The following is a 16,536-nucleotide window of genomic DNA, read 5'->3' on the forward strand; positions in this document are numbered from 1 at the left end:
TCAAACCCCACCCGACCCCTTCGGGGCCACCCTCCCCATAAAGAGGAGGGAAGGGCTCTGATCTACCCCCACCCCTCCGACACCCCCGCTCGGCGCGGCGCGGGGGTCACCGAGCTGATCTTCAGCGCCGGCTGCGGCTGGTCGGTCGGCTTGCCGAACAGCCAGCCCTGGGCGAAGTCGACGCCGGCCTTGCGGACCACGTCCTCGACCTCGGCGGTCTCGACCATCTCGGCGACGGTGCGGATCTTCAGGTCGCGGCACAGCTCGACCAGTCGGCGGACCATGGCCCCGTCGCGGCCGTTCGCGGCCAGTTCGCGCACGTAGCGGCCGTCGATCTTGACGATGTCCAGGCTCAGCTCCTGCAGATAGGCGAACGACGAGGCGCCGGCCCCGAAGTCGTCCAGGCAGACCAGCGAGCCCAGGGCCCGCAGGGCCTGGATATGCTGGTTGGCGCGCGGCAGGTCGTCGATGGCGCAGGTCTCGGTGATCTCGAAGATCAGCCGCCCCTTGGCGACGTCGCTTTTGGCCAGCAGGCGGTCGATATGGTCGACGAAGCCCTCGTTGACGATGGTGCGGCCCGAGACGTTGATCGCCAGCTTGATCGCGCCGGTCCGGTCGCTGACCAGCCGCTTGACCGCCATCTCGGCGATGGCGTGGTCCAGCTCCTCGATCAGGTCGAACTCCTCGGCCATGCGGATCAGTTGGAACGGGCTGCCCCCGTCCTCGAAGCGCACCAGCGCCTCGTGGTGGTGCGCCGTTCCGGTCCTCAGGTCGACCACCGGCTGATAGGCCAGGGTGAAGCGCCGCTGGCTGACCGCCACGCCCAGGGCGCCGGCGCGCGACAGGGTGCGCTTGACCGAGCGGTTCATCGCCTCGGACAGGCTGAGCGGCGGGGTGTCCTTCAGGCCTTCGCGCAGGAAGTCGTCCAGGGCGTAGCGCAGGGCCTTGAGGCCGCGCGACGGGGTCATGCCACGGTCGATGGGCGCCACGTGGGCGTCGGCCTTGATCGAGGTCGCGCGGGTCAGGCGCTGGGCCATGTCGTCGGGATGGTCGGCCTTGGCGCGGACCAGGGCGAAGCGGTCGGGCGACAGGCGGGTGGCCATGCCGCCCGCGTGGGACTCGGCCCGCACGGCCCCGGCCAGCTTGAGGTCCAGGGCGCGGGCCTCGGGCTTGGACAGCTGCTGGCGCATCGAGTCCAGTCCCGAGAAGTCGACCATGGCCAGCTCCAGCTCCAGGCCGGTGACGCGCGCGGCCTCGAACAGGCCGCGGGCGATGTCCTCGAAGCTCTCGCGATTGCGCAGACCCTCCTCGTCCACATGGCCGGACGGGGCGGGGGCCGGGGTGACCGAGACCGAGATCCGGCCGCCGTTGTCGGGCAGGGCGCGCAGGGTCAGGTTGACGTGGCGCGGCGGGGCGCCGGCCATGCGGACGGTGATCGGACCGTGCCGGAGGCCGTCGTCCGCCACGCTGGTGGCGGCTTCGATCAGGGGGCGGTCGGCGGCGGTGAACAGGTCGCGCCAGGCGCGGGCCATCAGGGTCCGCTCGTCCTGCCCCATGATCCGTTGCGCCGCGCCGAGCGCCAGGCTCACCCGGCCGTTGTCGACTTCCAACAGCAGGTCGGCGCTGGCGAAGGCCAGGCCCAGAAGGCGGCGCGGATCGATCGACAAGACTTTAAGTCCCCCGGAAGGGGAGCAGGATCGCCGGGCGTCGTTAAGGCCGGGTTGAGCTCAGGCCAATTTGGTCGCTTTCAGGCGTCATTTTCCGGCGCGAGGAATTGTCGCACCGGTTTCGATCGATGCGACCGGTTCTGACGCATCCCGTCCTTACAGTAAGAACATGTTGCGAACATAGAACAAAACATGTACGCATTAATCATTCCACAGGCGGGTGGGCGCGGCGGTCGCGAACCTCCGATCCGGCTGTCGGAATCATGAAATAAGGGCGGACCTCTCCAATGAGCAATCAGGCGGCTTTGAAACTCGTGGGCAAAGAAGACGGCGACAAGCAACGGGCTCTGGAAGCCGCTCTGGCCCAGATCGATCGGGCGTTCGGCAAGGGCTCGGTGATGAAGCTGGGCGAAAAGGGCAAGGTCGAGATCGAGTCGATCTCCACCGGCTCGCTCGGCCTGGACATCGCGCTGGGCATCGGCGGCCTGCCCAAGGGCCGCGTGATCGAGATCTACGGGCCGGAAAGCTCGGGCAAGACGACCCTGGCCCTGCACGTGGTGGCCGAGTGCCAGAAGGCCGGCGGCACCGCGGCCTTCGTCGACGCCGAGCACGCCCTGGACCCGGGCTACGCCTTCAAGCTGGGCGTCAATCTCGACAACCTGCTGGTCTCGCAGCCCGACAACGGCGAGCAGGCCCTGGAGATCACCGACACCCTGGTGCGCTCGGGCGCCGTCGACATCGTGGTCATCGACTCCGTCGCCGCCCTGACGCCCAAGGCCGAAATCGAAGGCGAGATGGGCGACAGCCTGCCGGGCCTGCAAGCGCGCCTGATGAGCCAGGCCCTGCGCAAGCTGACCGCCTCGATCAACAAGGCCAACACCATCGTCATCTTCATCAACCAGATCCGCCACAAGATCGGGGTGATGTACGGCAGCCCGGAAACCACCACCGGCGGCAACGCCCTGAAGTTCTACGCCTCGGTCCGCCTCGACATCCGCCGCACCGGTTCGATCAAGAACCGCGACGAGATCGTCGGCAACAATGTCCGGGTCAAGGTGGTCAAGAACAAGGTGGCTCCGCCGTTCCGCGAGGTCGAATTCGACATCATGTACGGCGAGGGCATCTCCAAGCTGGGCGAGATCATCGACCTGGGCGTCAAGGCCGGGATCATCGACAAGGCCGGCTCCTGGTTCTCGTACAACAGCCAGCGCATCGGCCAGGGCCGCGACAACGTCCGCGAGTTCCTGAAGGCCAACAAGGATCTGGCCGCCGAGATCGAGATCGCCGTGCGCCAGTCTTCCCGCAAGATCGAGGAAGAACTGCTGGTCGGCGGTCCCGAGGACGACGGCGAAGAATAGGACTTCCCCGGTCCGGGCCGCCTTCAGGCGTCCGGACCGGCCGAAGGTTTCGCGGCCGCCGCCCGCTGCGGGCGACCCCGCCTTATAGCCCGCCGCGCTTTACCGCCACGGCAGGCCGCGATCCCCGGACGCCTGGACCCCATGCCAGGCGTCCGATTTCGTTTAATCCTGCCCCTCAGGGGGAGGTGGCGTTCCGGACGAAGTCCGGGATGACGGAGGGGGTCCACTGAGCTAGCCGCCCAGATCCTCCCCCTCGGGGGACGTGGCCCCCGCGCCGGAGGCGCGCGCCGAGCTGACCGCCTAGGTCCTCCCCCTGTGGGGGAGGTGATCGCGCAGCGATCGGTGGGGGAGTTGTAGGATCGCCAATCCCGGTGGAGCTCAGCCTGCCGGCTCACGCCCCCCTCCGCCGGCTACGCCGACACCTCCCCCAGGGGGAGGGCCTTAAGAGGGGCGGCGACCGATCCTTCGCGCCCGGCGACCACCAACGCGATTTCCTCTCCGCTTGAAACCGCGCTATGCAGCGCCGACTTCCGGTTAGACCGGACTCAGTACGAAGCCCCCGAGACGCCTATGCCCAGCCTGAACGAGATCCGCAGCACCTTCCTGAACTATTTCGGCGCGGCCGATCACGCCATCGTCCCCTCGGCTCCGCTGGTGCCGCAGAACGATCCGACGTTGCTGTTCGTCAACGCCGGCATGGTGCCGTTCAAGAACGTGTTCACGGGCGCCGAGACCCCGCCGCATCCGCGCGCGACCTCGTCGCAGAAGTGCGTCCGGGCCGGCGGCAAGCACAACGACCTGGACAATGTCGGCTACACCGCCCGTCACCACACTTTCTTCGAGATGCTGGGCAATTTCTCGTTCGGCGACTATTTCAAGGAACAGGCGATCAACCACGCCTGGACCCTGCTGACCCGCGACTTCGCCCTGCCCCAGGACAAGCTGCTGGTCACCGTCTACCACACCGACACCGAGGCGGCCGACCTCTGGAAGAAGATCGCGGGGCTGGACGACAGCCGCATCATCCGCATCGCCACCAACGACAATTTCTGGTCGATGGGCGACACCGGCCCCTGCGGCCCGTGCTCGGAGATCTTCTTCGACCACGGCCCCCACATCCCCGGCGGCCCTCCCGGCAGCCCGGATGAAGACGGCGACCGGTTCATCGAGATCTGGAACCTGGTCTTCATGCAGTTCGAGCAGATGGCCGGCGGCGAGCGCGTCTCGCTGCCCAAGCCCTCGATCGACACCGGCATGGGCCTGGAGCGCGTCGCCGCCGTCCTGCAGGGCGTGCACGACAACTACGACATCGACCTGTTCAAGGCGTTGATCGCCGCCAGCGTCGAACTGACGGGCGTCAAGGCCGAGGGCGCCCAGGCGCCGTCGCACCGGGTGATCGCCGACCACCTGCGCTCGTCCTCGTTCCTGCTGGCCGATGGTGTCACGCCCTCGAACGAAGGCCGCGGCTACGTCCTGCGCCGGATCATGCGCCGCGCCATGCGCCACGCCTATCTGCTGGGCGCGCAGGAGCCCCTGATGCACCGCCTGGCCCCGACCCTGGTGGCCGAGATGGGCGTGGCCTATCCCGAGCTGCGCCGCGCCGAGGCCTCGATCGTCGAGACCCTGCGCCAGGAGGAAGAGCGCTTCCGCGTCACCCTGGGCCGCGGCATGGGGCTTCTTGACGAAGCCACCGCCAACCTGTCGGCCGGCGGCGTGCTGGACGGCGAGACCGCCTTCAAGCTCTACGACACCTACGGCTTCCCGCTGGACCTGACCCAGGACGCCGTGCGCGCCAAGGGCATCACGGTCGACACCGACGGTTTCGACGTGGCCATGGACCGCCAACGCACCATGGCTCGCGCAAACTGGGCCGGCTCGGGGCAGCAAGGCGCGGCCGCCGCCTGGTTCCCGATCCGCGAAGCCAATGGCCCGACCAACTTCGTCGGCTATGACACCACCGAAACCACCGGCGTGGTGAAGGCCATCGTGCTGGACGGCGCCCAGGTCGAGGCGGCTCAGGCCGGCGCGACCGTCGACGTCCTGCTGGACCGCACCAGCTTCTACGCCGAGAGCGGCGGCCAGGCCGGCGACACCGGCGTGATCGAGGCCAACGGCGTCGAGAGCCAGGTGACCGACACCCAGAAGCAGGCCGGCGACCYCTATGTGCACCGCGTCGATCTGGCCGGCCCGCTGAAGGTCGGCGATCAGGTCGTGGCCTCGGTCAACGCCGACAAGCGCACCACCACCCGCGCCAACCACTCGGCCGCCCACCTGGTGCACGCGGCCCTGCACCATGTGCTGGGCCCGCACGTCGCCCAGAAGGGCCAGATGGTGGACGGCGACCGCATGCGCTTCGACTTCAGCCACGGCGGCCCGCTGACCGCCGACGAGATCGAGCGCATCGAAGCCGAAGTGAACGCGGTGATCCGCCAGAACGTCCCGGCCGAGACCAAAGAAATGGCCCCGCAGGAGGCCATCGAGGCCGGCGCCGTGGCGCTGTTCGGGGAGAAGTACGGCGACAGCGTCCGCGTGCTGACCCTCGGCAAGTCGCTGACCGACGAAGCCAAGGCCTATTCGGTCGAGCTGTGCGGCGGCACCCACGTGGCCCGCACGGGCGACATCGCCCTGTTCAAGATCGTCTCCGAGCAGGGCGTGGCCGCCGGCGTGCGCCGTATCGAGGCCCTGACCGGCGAGGCGGCCCGCCGCTTCCTGCTGGACCAGGCCGGCGTCGCCAAGGCCCTGGCCGACCAGTTCAAGACCCCGGTCGCCGAGGTCCTGGCCCGCGTCGACGCCCTGGTCGCCGAGCGCAAGGCCCTGGAGAAGCAGCTGGCCGAGGCCAAGAAGCAGCTGGCCCTGGGCGGCGGCTCGGGCGGCGGTGCGGCTTCGGGTCCTGAAGACGTCGCCGGCACCGCCCTGATCGCCCGCGTCCTGGACGGCGTCGGCGGCAAGGAACTGCGCGGCGTGGCCGAGGAGTTCAAGAAGCAGCTGGCCAACGGCGGCGTCGTGGCCCTGGTTGGAACCAGCGACGGCAAGGCCGCCGTCACGGTCGCCGTCACCGCCGACCTGGTCGGCAAGTTCAGCGCCGCGGACCTCGCCAAGGCGGCGGTCCTGGCCATGGGCGGCCAAGGCGCCGGCGGCAAAGCCGACTTCGCCCAAGGCGGCGCCCCCGACGCCACCAAGGCCCAGGATGGCCTGGACGCCATCAAGGCCGCTCTGGCGGGCTGATCGATCCGCGTCTCCCGTTCAGGACGGTTCGGCTCGCCGCCGAACCGTCCTTTTCGTTTGCGCGGGTCCCATCGCGACGGCGGACGTTCAGCGCTTTCGCCGACAGACCTTTGAGGCGTCCACTGAGGTGGTCAGCAGCCGCAGCTCAAAGCGGAGCTATGGCACCGGGGCCGTCTTTCCATACCGTTGCCCGTTTGGCTGCCGCGACGGGGTCTTCTGCCGGAACGCGCGACACCAACGGGCCAAGATGCGGATCGAGCGGATCACCCCCGGTTGGGAAATGCCAATCGACCCGACAGGCCCGGCAACTCCTTCTGTCGATCAAGACGGACGGTGCGTGGTTGAGTTCCGGCTCTCCCGGTGGAGTGAACTGCTGCACGAGGACAGTCGAACCCTGGTCGAAAATCTCAAACCCGAGATCTCTCTGGAATGGACGATAGTTCGACTTGGCGACCGCCGCTTTCGCGGAGGAAACATAGTCGCAGTGCTGCACGACAGGGCCGGTACACCCCGGCGCCGCTTCGTTGGTTACGGACAGGAGCGCTAGTCCCCCCAGCACGACGAAAAGCCCAAAAGCGCTCAGGCCTAGGCTGATAAATGGAGCTTGTTTCGTCATCGGCGTTGCGTCCCCCATTCCCTTCTACCAGCCATGACGGCACACGCTAACGTCTGCTTAGGGGCTAAGCGGACCTCGCCCGCCCGCTCACACGCCTAACCTTCCACGCTCGCCCGCTTCGCCACGCGATAGGCCCGAGGGGTGGTTCCGACCTCGTCCCGGAAGGCGCGGTTGAACGGGCCGAGGGAGGCGAAGCCGCAGGCGAAGGCGATCTCCAGGATCGACCGTCGTTCGTCCGGGTGGGCGAGCATCCGCTTGGCCCGCGCGATCCGGTGGTGGTTTATCCAGCGGTTGAAGTTGGCAAAGCCCAGCGCCGTGCTGATGCACTGGGAGACCCGGTGCTCGGGCTCGCCCAGCCGCGCGGCGACGTCACCGATCTTGAGTTCGGGTCGACTGTCGACGGCCTCGTCGATCAACAGCCGTCGAAGGCGTTCGGCCAGGCGGGCCTCGTCCTCGGTCGGAGCGCGGCGCGCCGACGTGGCGATCCGCGCCGCCAGCGGGTGACCGCGTCGAAACCACACCGCGACCAGGAGGGCCGCCAGCCCCATGACGGCGCAGGCGCTCTTGGCCAGGTCGTCCCGCACGGCTTCGTCGGGCCCATCGCCGACGGCCCGCAGCCCCATGACCGAGACCGCCACCAGGACGGCGTAGATCGCGACGAAGGCGAACCGGAACCGCTTCTCGGCGCGCGGCAGGTCGCGCGCATAGCGGTGGAAGGGTTCGACGAAGGTCAGCAGCAGCGCGGTCGAGCCGCTCAGGGCATAGGTGTTGTCGGCGACGCGCGAAATGAGGCCGCCCGCCGGGGCGAGGACCGACAGGGCGCCGCTCAGCGCCACGATCAGACCGACGACGCGAGCCCATCTCGCATCCCGCTCGGCCGGATCGAACAGGGCCCGGGTCACCAGCCAGGCCCAGCCGCAGGCGCCGACGCCGATGACCGAGAAAACCGTCGCGGCGCCGCCTTCGAGCAGCCGCCCGAGGATGTAGCAGGCGAACGACGCGGTCGCGATCGCCGCATGGACCCGCAGCCGGCCGCGCGGTCGCCACGGTCGAAGGCCTTTCCCCATGGTCGCGATCGAAGCGCTGAATGTCGTCGCCGATGGCATACGCTTCCCCTCCCGACGAAATTGCCCCTCGACGCCCGGCCCTGTCCACCAGCGCGCGCGGCCTCGACAAAATATCTCTAGCCGAATTCCAAATCGGCGAGACCCGGCGCCCGCGTCGCCGCCATCCCTGCCATCGGCCTCAGCCTCGAGGTCGTGTCAGGAGACGCCATGTCGATCCCGTCCTCGTCACCATTGCCGCCGGCGGCCGGCGCGACCGCCCTGCGTTGGGCGGGGGTCCTCTGGTTCGTCGTCGCAGCCATCGGCCAGACCGCCTTCATCGGCTTCATCCTGGCCTTCTACGGGGTCCGCACCGCGACCGGGAACTTCGCCGGCTGGAACGACAAGCCCCTGATCGACGGCTACATAAAGGGCGACGACGCTGGCAACATCGTCTTCGCGGCCCACGTGCTGCTGGCGTCGGTCGTGACGCTGGGCGGTCTGATGCAGATGATCCCCGCTCTGCGCCGCAAGTGGCCCAGGCTGCATCGCTGGACCGGCCGGACCTTCCTCGTCATCGCCATCTTCATGGCGCTGAGCGGCGTCTGGCTGGCGGTCGTCAGGGGGACCTACCTCTCGGTGATCTCGGCCGTCGCGATCCTGATCAACGGCCTGCTCATCCTGATCTTCGCCGGCCTGGCCTGGCGGCACGCAATCAAGCGGCGCTTCGACCAGCACCGGCGCTGGGCCATGCGCACCTTCATGGTGGTCAGCGGGGTCTGGTTCCTGCGGGTCGGCCTGATGGGCTGGATCGTCGTCAATCGGGGGCCGGTGGGCATGACGAAAGACATGTCGGGGCCCGCCGACATCGTCATGACCTTCGGCAGCTACCTGATTCCGCTGGCCTTCCTGGAGCTGTACGGCGCGGCCGAGAGAAGCGCCGACGGCGTCCGCAAGGCGCTGACGGCGGCCTTGATCGTGGTCGCCTCCGTGTTCATGGCGGCCGGCGTCTTCGGAACGATCGCCTTCATGTGGGGCCCCTACGTCTGAGGGGCGTCGCGCTCACCGCCGATCCTCCAGGATCATCGCCGCGCCCTTCTCGGCGATCATCACCGTGGGGGCGTTGGTGTTGCCGGAGGTGATGGCCGGCATCACCGAGGCGTCCACGACCCGGAGGCCCAGCAGGCCGCGCACCCTGAGGCGCTCGTCGACGACCGCCAGCGGATCGTCCGCCGTGCCCATGGCCGCCGTGCCGACCGGGTGGAAGATCGTGGTGGCCAGCGCCTTGGCCGCCGCCAGCAGGTCCTCGTCCGTCTCGACCGCCGCACCGGGCCGGAACTCCTCGGGCGCGTAGCGGGCCAGGGCGGGCTGGCCGACGATCCGGCGCGCCCAGCGCAGCGAGGCGACCGCGACGTCGCGATCCTCCCGCGTGGCCAGGTAGTTGGGATCGATCCGGGGCGGGGCCGCGAGGCCGGGGCCGGACAGGCCGACGCTTCCCCGGCTGGCGGGGCGCAGGTTGCAGACGCTGGCGGTGAAGGCCCCGAACCTGTGCAAGCCGTCGCCCCACTTGTCCAGGCTCAGCGGCTGGAAGTGGAACTGCAGGTTCGGCGTCGCGCGGCTGGGGTCCGAGCGGCAGAACATCCCCAGCTGCGAGGGGGCCATGGTCAGCGGGCCCGACCGCCGCAGCGCGTAGTCGACGCCCATGCCCACGCGCCGGACCAGGTTGGCGTAGTCGGTGTTGAGCGTGCGCACGCCGGTGACCTTGTAGACCGGCCGGATCTGCAGGTGGTCCTGCAGGTTGGCGCCCACGCCCGGAAGGTGACGCCGCACGGCGACGCCGGCTTGCTTCAAGGCCTCGGCGTCCCCGATCCCCGATCGCTGCAGGATCAGCGGCGAGCCGATCGCGCCGGCCGCCAGGATCAGCTCGCCGGCGACCCGGGCGGTCAGGACCTGGCCGCCGCGCACGGCGCGCAGGCCCGTCACGCGCTGTCCGTCCAGCACGATCTCCTGGACCTCCACGCCGGTTTCCAGCCGCAGGTTGCCGCGCGCCAGCACGGGCTTGAGGAAGGCCGAGGCGGTGCTCCATCGGCGGCCCGCCCGTTGGTTCACCTGGAAATAGGACGAGCCCGAATTGTCGCCGCCGTTGAAATCCTCGATGGCGGGAACACCGGCCTCTTCCCCGGCCCGGCGGATGGCGTCCAGGATGTCCCAGCGCACCCGGGGATGCTCCACCCGGTATTCGCCGCCCGACCGGTGGTGTTCGCCCTTCGGCGCGACATGGTCCTCGTGGCGCAGGAAGTAGGGCAGGACGTCCAACCAGCCCCAGCCCGTCAGCCCCTTCTGGCGCCAGCCATCGTAGTCCTGGGCCTGGCCGCGCATGTAGATCATGGCGTTGATCGACGAGGAGCCGCCGATCACCTTGCCGCGCGGATAGGCCAGGACGCGGTCGTCGAGGCCGGGCTGGGCGACGGTCTCCAGCAGCCAGTCGGCGCGCGGATGGCCGATTGCGAACAGGTAGCCGACGGGGATGTGGAACCAGATCCAGTCGTCCCGGCCGCCCGCCTCGAGCAGCAGCACCTTGACCGAGGGATCGGCCGACAGGCGGTTGGCCAGCACGCAACCCGCGGAGCCGGCGCCGACCACCACATAGTCGAACTCGCCCAGGTCGATCTCGCCCGCCATCCCGCCGAATCCTCCGTCGCCGCGCCTCGGTCGGGGCGGTCGATCCGGTTAGGCTGGGGCAAGCACACGATGTTGGGAAGCGTCGGGCTTCGGCCGCACCGCTTTCGACCCGACGATGGCGCCCAACGCTCCGTCGAGCGTGGGGTAGGCGAAGGCGAAGCCGCTGGCCAGCGCCGCCGCGGGTACGACCCGCTGTCCCTTCAGCAGCAGCTCGTCGGCGAAGGCGCCCAGGGCCAGGCGCAAGGGCGCGGCCGGGGCGGGCAGCAGGGCGGGGCGGTGCAGGGCGCGGCCCAGGGCCTGGGCGAAGGCGGCGTTGCGCACCGGCTCCGGCGCCGTGCCGTTGACCGCGCCTCGCAGGCCCGGCGTGGCGATGGCGTGGGCGATCAAGCGCACCAGGTCGTCCAGATGGATCCAGCTCATCCAGTGACGTCCGGCGCCGAACGGCCCGCCCAGGCCGAACTCGAACGGCGTCAGCATGCGCGACAGGGCCCCGCCGTCGATGGCCAGGACGATGCCGATGCGCAGCCGCACCACGCGCACGCCCAGGTTCTGGGCCGYCATCGCCGCACGCTCCCAGCGCCGGCAGACGGTGCGCGAGAAGCAGTCGGCGCCGTTGGCCGTCTCGTCCAGCACCTCGTCGCCGCGCAAGCCGTACCAGCCGATCGCCGAGCCGTTGACCAGCACCTCGGGGCGGCGCTCCAGCCGTGTGATCAAGGCGACCACGGCCCGGGTCACCGCCAGGCGGGAGCCGACGATCCGTCGGCGTTTGGCGGGCGTCCAAAGACCGTCGGAGATCGGCTCGCCGGCCAGGTTGACGACGGCGTCGATGCGCGTGTCGGCGGCGATCTGGTCCAGGGACGTGACGATCCGGATCGGGGCGGGCAGGTCGGCGGCGGTGGCGCGGCTGCGGGTCAAGGCGATGACCTCGTGGCCGGCGCCGACCAGGGCCGCGACCAGGCGCCGGCCGATCAGCCCAGTGGCCCCGGTGACCAGGATCGACCGGCGTGGCGCCAGCGCCTGGACCAACGGAACGGGATCGGCGGCGACGATGCGGTTGGTCCGGTCGGCGGCGGCCAGGTCGCGCAAGCCGAAGACGATGACCCCTACGGCGGCGAGGGCGCACAGCCAGCTCCAGACGCCGTAGGACGCCGGGACCAGCGCGGTCGGGTTCGTCGCCCAACCGGCCAGCAGCGGGACCACCAGCGCCAGCACCACGCCGTAGTTCAGGGTCAGCAGGGTGTGGGTGACGCGCTCGCTGGCCGGCAGTTTGCGCGACCGATCTTCCTCGACGAAGTCCCACAGGGTCAGGAGCAGTTCGCCCAGCATCAGCGCGATCAGGGCAACGGCCAGGGCGCCTTGCGGCTGGCTCCAGCCGAAGGCCGTCAGCATCACCGCATAGGACAGGTTGCGCACGCCGTGCAGCCGCAGCTCGCGGGCCTGGGACGGTCGCCAGGCCAGGCGTTCGGTCAGCTCATGATGATAGAGGGTGTCGAACCCGCCCATCGCCACCTGGGCGAACACCAGGGTCCAGATCAGATCGGTCATTGGCGTTGCTCCCAGGGCCTAGTGCCAGAATCTAATGGATGTGAGCCGGCCGCTCGCGGAACACCCCGACCTGGCGGAGCATCTGGCCAAGCAGCGGATGGCGCAGGTCCAGCACGAAGGCGAAGCCGCCGTCGCCCTGGTCGATATGGCTGATGGTCAGCGCTCCCGGCACCAGCCAGGCCGGCAACCGCAGGCGCAGTCTAAGCCGCCTCGGGCCCAGCGCCAGGAAGTAGTGGTCGCTGTGGAAGTGCAGCGCCGTCTCGTCGGCGCTGACCGCCAGGGCGATGCCGAAGCCCCAGCCGAGATACTCCTCAAGACCGGTCGGGCCGGCGAAGCGCTTGCTGCTGTGGATCACCTGCGGAAAGCCGTGGGCCTGGTTGTACATCCGGGTCCAGAACTGGCCGCCGGCCTGGCCGTCCTCGGTCACCGTCACGACGGCGGCCACGCCGAGGTCGTCGTACAGGGGCAGGGGCGCGCCGATCGGCCGGCACAGCTGGACCAGCGCCTGGCCCGCCCAGGTGCGCCGGCTTTCGGTGATCTCGCCGACATAGGTCACGGCCATTCCAGGACGCAGGCGCTTGCTGAACCGCTCGCGCACGGCCCGGGGCAGGCGGCTCCAGGCGGCTTCGCCCAGCAGGGCGCGGAAGCGTTGGTCGTGCAGGTCGGCGGGCCTGGCGAGAGTGGCTTCCGGAGCGCCCTGGTCATGGGCCGGATGGATTCTTTCGAGTTCGAGCATCGCCAAATCCCCTGTTCCCGTTCTGCCTGTTATTTCTGTTCAAAGAGAAATCAGCGGGCAAATTTTTTAAGTCGTCTTGTCCGTCTTGCCGCGCCCCAGGCTCAGCAGGCCCACCACCTTCGAGCCCATCTTGATCAGCGACATCAGGGTGCTGGGCGGCACGCTCAGCATCTGGCCGTACCAGCTGTCGATCGTGGTGACGAAGCCGTGCATCTCCTTCAGGCGTTTGCGCGCCACCGGGCTGAGCGTGGGATCGTCGTCGGCCGCCGCCAGGACAGGGCCCAGCGCCTCGACCATCGGATCGATCTCGCGCTCCTTGCGACCTTGGGCGATGCGGGTCAGCATCTGCCAGAGGTCGGCCTCGGCCTCGTAGTGGTCGCGTCGGTCGCCCAGCTGCGGCACGCGACGGATCAGCTTCCAGCCGATCAGCTCGCGGATGCTGTTGGAAACGTTGGAACGGGCCATGCCCAGGCTGTCGGCGATGTCCTCGGCGGTCATCGGCTTGTCGGCCAGATAGAGCAGGGCATGGATCTGGGCCACGGAGCGGTTGACGCCCCATTGCCCGCCCATGTCGCCCCAGCGCAGCACGAACTGCTCGACCGCGGCGGGTAGGCGCTTCGTGGTGTCTGCAATTTCTGTCATGACAGAAATTTGCGACCAAACGGCGTGGGAGTCAAGTCCACGCGGGCCTGCCGCCTCAGAACGCCGGCTCGGTTCAGCCCGGGATAGGGTTCGAGATCTCTATGAGGTTCTGGTCGGGATCGCGCACATAGACCGACAGGATCGCGCCCGTCGCCCCGGTGCGCTGGACCGGCCCTTCCTCGATCGCCACCCCGTGGGCGTGGAGATGATCGATCACCTGTTCCAGGGACGTGGCGGCGATGAGGCACAGGTCGGCCGAACCGGGCGTGGGGCGCTGGGCCTTGGGTTCGAACTCGTGGCCGGCCTGGTGCAGATTGATCTTCTGCCGGCCGAACACCAGGGCCTTGCGGCCCGCGCCGAAGGTCTCGACCCGCATGCCCAGGACGTCGCGGTAGAACGCGATCGTGCGGTCCAGGTCGGCGACGGTCAGCACCAGATGGTCGAGATGGTCGATGGCGATCATGCCCTCTCCCTTAGCAGATGACGGTGATCGGGGTCGCCGCCCGGCCTGCGGCGCCGAAATAGTGAACGTTGGTCTCCCAGGGGCGAAATTCGTGATCACGAAGGCTCGCCGTTCCCGCCCGACGCGCGCAAGCTCGGCTCGGGACAGGTGACGAGGGAGGGACCACCATGAGCGAGGAAACCGCCGGCGGCGGCGTCAGCTACGAGAAGGTCGGCGCCGAGTACTTCGATAAACGCGGCCTCAAGCGCTATGCGGGCGTGTTCTCGTTGTGGGCGCTGGGCGTCGGGGCGGTGATCTCGGGCCAGTTCTCGGGCTGGAACCTTGGCATGGGCGTCGGCGGCTGGGGCGGCATGCTGGTGGCCACCCTGATCATCACCGTGATGTACCTGGGCCTGACCTTCTCGATCGCCGAAATGGCCGCCGCCCAGCCGCACACCGGCGGGGCCTACAGCTTCGCCCGCGCCGCCATGGGGCCGTGGGGCGGCTTCATCACCGGCCTGTGCGAGAACGTCGAATACGTGCTGACGGCCGCGGTCGTGTGCTTCTTCATCGGCTCGTACCTTGGGGGCATCTTCGAGACCCCGGCCTGGGTGCAGCCGCTCTACTGGATCGGATCCTACGTGATCTTCGTGGGCCTGAACGCCGGCGGGGTGGCGATGTCGTTCCGGTTCACGGTGTTCATCACCTTGCTGGCCCTGGCCTGCCTGGCGGTGTTCTGGGTCAGCGCCCTGCCGCACGCCGACTTCCTGAAATACGCCATGAACGTGGGGCCGGGCGGGACCGAGCTGCCGAACGGCCATGGACCGTTCCTGCCGGCCGGCGTCGGCGGGGCCCTGGCGCAGCTGCCGTTCGCGGTCTGGCTGTTCCTGGCCATCGAGCAATTGCCGCTGGCCGCCGAGGAGAGCCACACCCCGCAGCGCGACCTCCCCAAGGGCATCATCCTGGGCATGGCCACCCTGATCGTCTCGGCCCTGTTGGTGCTGTGGCTGAACAGCGCCATCTCGCCAGGGACCTTCGCCCTGTCCAAGTCCGGCGAGCCGATCCTGGAAGGCTTCCGCACGATCTATGGCGGCGGCCTGGCCAAGGTCCTGGCGGCGATCGCCGTGGCCGGCCTGATCGCCAGCTTCCACGCGATCATCTTCGCCTATGGCCGGCAGATCTATTCGCTGTCGCGGGCCGGCTACTTCCCCCGCGCCTTGTCGGTGACCCACGGGGTGCGCAAGACGCCGGACGTGGCCCTGCTGACCGGTTCGGCGGCCGGCCTGGCGGTGATGCTGGCGGTCTGGTTCATCCTCGGGGCCGAGAAGGGCGCGGCGGTGATCGGCGGCACCCTGCTGAACATGGCGGTGTTCGGGGCCATGCTGTCCTACGTCGCCCAGGGCGTGTCGTTCATCCTGCTGCGCAAGAAGTTCCCGAACATGGAGCGGCCCTACAAGAGCCGGTTCGGCCTGACGGGCGCGGGGCTGACGGTGGTGATCTCGCTGGTGACGATCTTCTACCAGCTGAAGGACCCGATCTACCGCACCGGTGTGATCGGCGTGGCGGTCTGGTTCGCCGTGGGCATCGCCTACTTCGCCCTGTTCGGCCGCAAGAAGCTGGTGCTGTCGCCCGAGGAGGCCTTCGCGATCAGCGGCGGCAAGACGGCCTACGAGACGCACTGACGTAAGGGTTCGGGGGACGAGCGGCGGGAACCTGTCCCCAGCTTGTCCCCCGAAACTCGCGGCGATCTCGAATACCGATGTTCACCCAGGCGCCGCGACGCGCTATCGAAGGGAAACAACGGTGAGGAAGCCCATGACGTCGCGGACCATGATCGCCCTGGCGATCGCCTTAGCGTTGGGTGCGTCGGCCGCACCCGGCTTCGCCCAGGTCCCCGCCAACCTGTCGGCCGCCCTGGCCGATCCGGCCCGGCCGGCGGCCGACACCTCCTGTCGGCGGCCGTCGGCCCGACCGGCACGGTCTACGCCTACCAGCCGGCCGAGTTCATCAAGTTCCAGGCTAAGTACGGCGAGGACCTGAAGACCGTCGCGGCGGCCTACAAGAACGTCACGCCGCTGGACGGCAGCCTGATTGGGCTGGACCTGCCCGATGGCCTGGACGCGGTGATCACCGTCCAGAACTACCATGACCTGCACCTCAAGCCGTTCCCGGCCGACACCGCCGCCAAGGTCAACGCCGAGGTGTTCAAGTCGCTGAAGCCGGGCGGGGTGTTCCTGGTCGTCGACCACTACGCCGCCGACGGCTCGGGCCTGACCGCTCCCGACACCCTGCACCGGATCGACATCGCCGCCGTGAAGTCCGAGGTCGAGGCCGCCGGCTTCAAGCTGGCCGCCGAGAGCCCGCTGCTGCGCAACCCGGCCGACCCGCGCACCGCCATCGTCTTCGACCCCGGCATCCGGGGCAAGACCGACCAGTTCATCCTCAAGTTCGTGAAGCCATAGGGGAGGGGGAAGGGGATACGCCCGCGCCGTCAGCCGCGCCGGGACTACAAGAGCGCCGTTCGCGCGGGCGTGTCCCCACTTCCGAAGTTCCCGTCATCGCGACGAAAGTCGGGATCGA

At 69.1% G+C, this 16,536-nt stretch carries 12 protein-coding genes; 5 read left to right on the forward strand and 7 right to left on the reverse strand.

The features are described from left to right. Positions 1-62: 62 nt before the first annotated feature. A complete protein-coding gene (locus tag AC1DYP_RS02830; RefSeq protein WP_477045046.1) occupies positions 63-1,667 on the reverse strand; it encodes an EAL domain-containing protein in 1,605 nt (534 codons plus the stop codon). Between the two features lie 287 nt (positions 1,668-1,954). Here AC1DYP_RS02830 and recA point away from each other — a divergent pair, with 287 nt between their 5' ends. Together recA and alaS are read left to right on the forward strand one after the other, a co-directional pair. Continuing rightward, positions 1,955-3,025, forward strand: coding sequence for a recombinase RecA (gene recA / locus AC1DYP_RS02835; RefSeq protein WP_056441825.1), 1,071 nt, complete (start codon positions 1,955-1,957; stop codon positions 3,023-3,025). Positions 3,026-3,595: 570 nt separating this feature from the next. After that, a complete protein-coding gene (alaS, locus tag AC1DYP_RS02840) occupies positions 3,596-6,250 on the forward strand; it encodes an alanine--tRNA ligase (RefSeq protein ID WP_477045047.1) in 2,655 nt (884 codons plus the stop codon). Positions 6,251-6,961: 711 nt separating this feature from the next. Here alaS and AC1DYP_RS02845 read toward each other — a convergent pair. Continuing rightward, positions 6,962-7,933 carry a helix-turn-helix transcriptional regulator gene (locus tag AC1DYP_RS02845; RefSeq protein ID WP_477045048.1) on the reverse strand — a complete coding sequence of 324 codons (972 nt, stop codon included), beginning with the start codon at positions 7,931-7,933 and terminating at the stop codon, positions 6,962-6,964. 207 nt (positions 7,934-8,140) lie between these two features. On the opposite strand from AC1DYP_RS02845, the gene AC1DYP_RS02850 reads away from it, so the two are divergent. Then, a complete protein-coding gene (locus tag AC1DYP_RS02850) occupies positions 8,141-8,959 on the forward strand; it encodes a DUF2306 domain-containing protein (protein ID WP_477045049.1) in 819 nt (272 codons plus the stop codon). A gap of 12 nt (positions 8,960-8,971) precedes the next feature. Here AC1DYP_RS02850 and AC1DYP_RS02855 read toward each other — a convergent pair whose 3' ends face one another. From AC1DYP_RS02855 to AC1DYP_RS02875, 5 genes are all read right to left on the reverse strand, one after another. Continuing rightward, positions 8,972-10,591, reverse strand: a complete 1,620-nt coding sequence (locus tag AC1DYP_RS02855) for a GMC family oxidoreductase (protein ID WP_477045050.1) — start codon at positions 10,589-10,591, stop codon at positions 8,972-8,974. A 48-nt stretch (positions 10,592-10,639) separates the two neighbouring features. Then, entirely contained in the window at positions 10,640-12,136 is a 1,497-nt protein-coding gene (locus AC1DYP_RS02860) for a TIGR01777 family oxidoreductase (protein ID WP_477045051.1), read from the reverse strand. A gap of 31 nt (positions 12,137-12,167) precedes the next feature. Continuing rightward, positions 12,168-12,872 (reverse strand): DUF4166 domain-containing protein, encoded by a 705-nt coding sequence (locus AC1DYP_RS02865; protein ID WP_477045052.1) that lies wholly within the window; start codon positions 12,870-12,872, stop codon positions 12,168-12,170. 66 nt (positions 12,873-12,938) lie between these two features. Then, positions 12,939-13,514, reverse strand: coding sequence for a GbsR/MarR family transcriptional regulator (locus tag AC1DYP_RS02870; RefSeq protein ID WP_477045053.1), 576 nt, complete (start codon positions 13,512-13,514; stop codon positions 12,939-12,941). A 73-nt stretch (positions 13,515-13,587) separates the two neighbouring features. Further along, on the reverse strand, positions 13,588-13,977 hold the full coding sequence (locus AC1DYP_RS02875; RefSeq protein WP_477045054.1) for a VOC family protein: 390 nt from the start codon (positions 13,975-13,977) through the stop codon (positions 13,588-13,590). A 167-nt stretch (positions 13,978-14,144) separates the two neighbouring features. On the opposite strand from AC1DYP_RS02875, the gene AC1DYP_RS02880 reads away from it, so the two are divergent. Beyond that, the gene (locus tag AC1DYP_RS02880; RefSeq protein WP_477045055.1) at positions 14,145-15,638 is read left to right on the forward strand and encodes an amino acid permease; all 1,494 of its coding nucleotides are present in this window, start codon (positions 14,145-14,147) and stop codon (positions 15,636-15,638) included. A 42-nt stretch (positions 15,639-15,680) separates the two neighbouring features. Beyond that, complete coding sequence (locus tag AC1DYP_RS02885) at positions 15,681-16,418, forward strand: class I SAM-dependent methyltransferase (RefSeq protein ID WP_477045056.1); 738 nt, start codon at positions 15,681-15,683, stop codon at positions 16,416-16,418. Positions 16,419-16,536 lie beyond the last annotated feature (118 nt).

The sequence above is a fragment of the Caulobacter sp. P1_D6 genome (genome assembly GCF_056406095.1).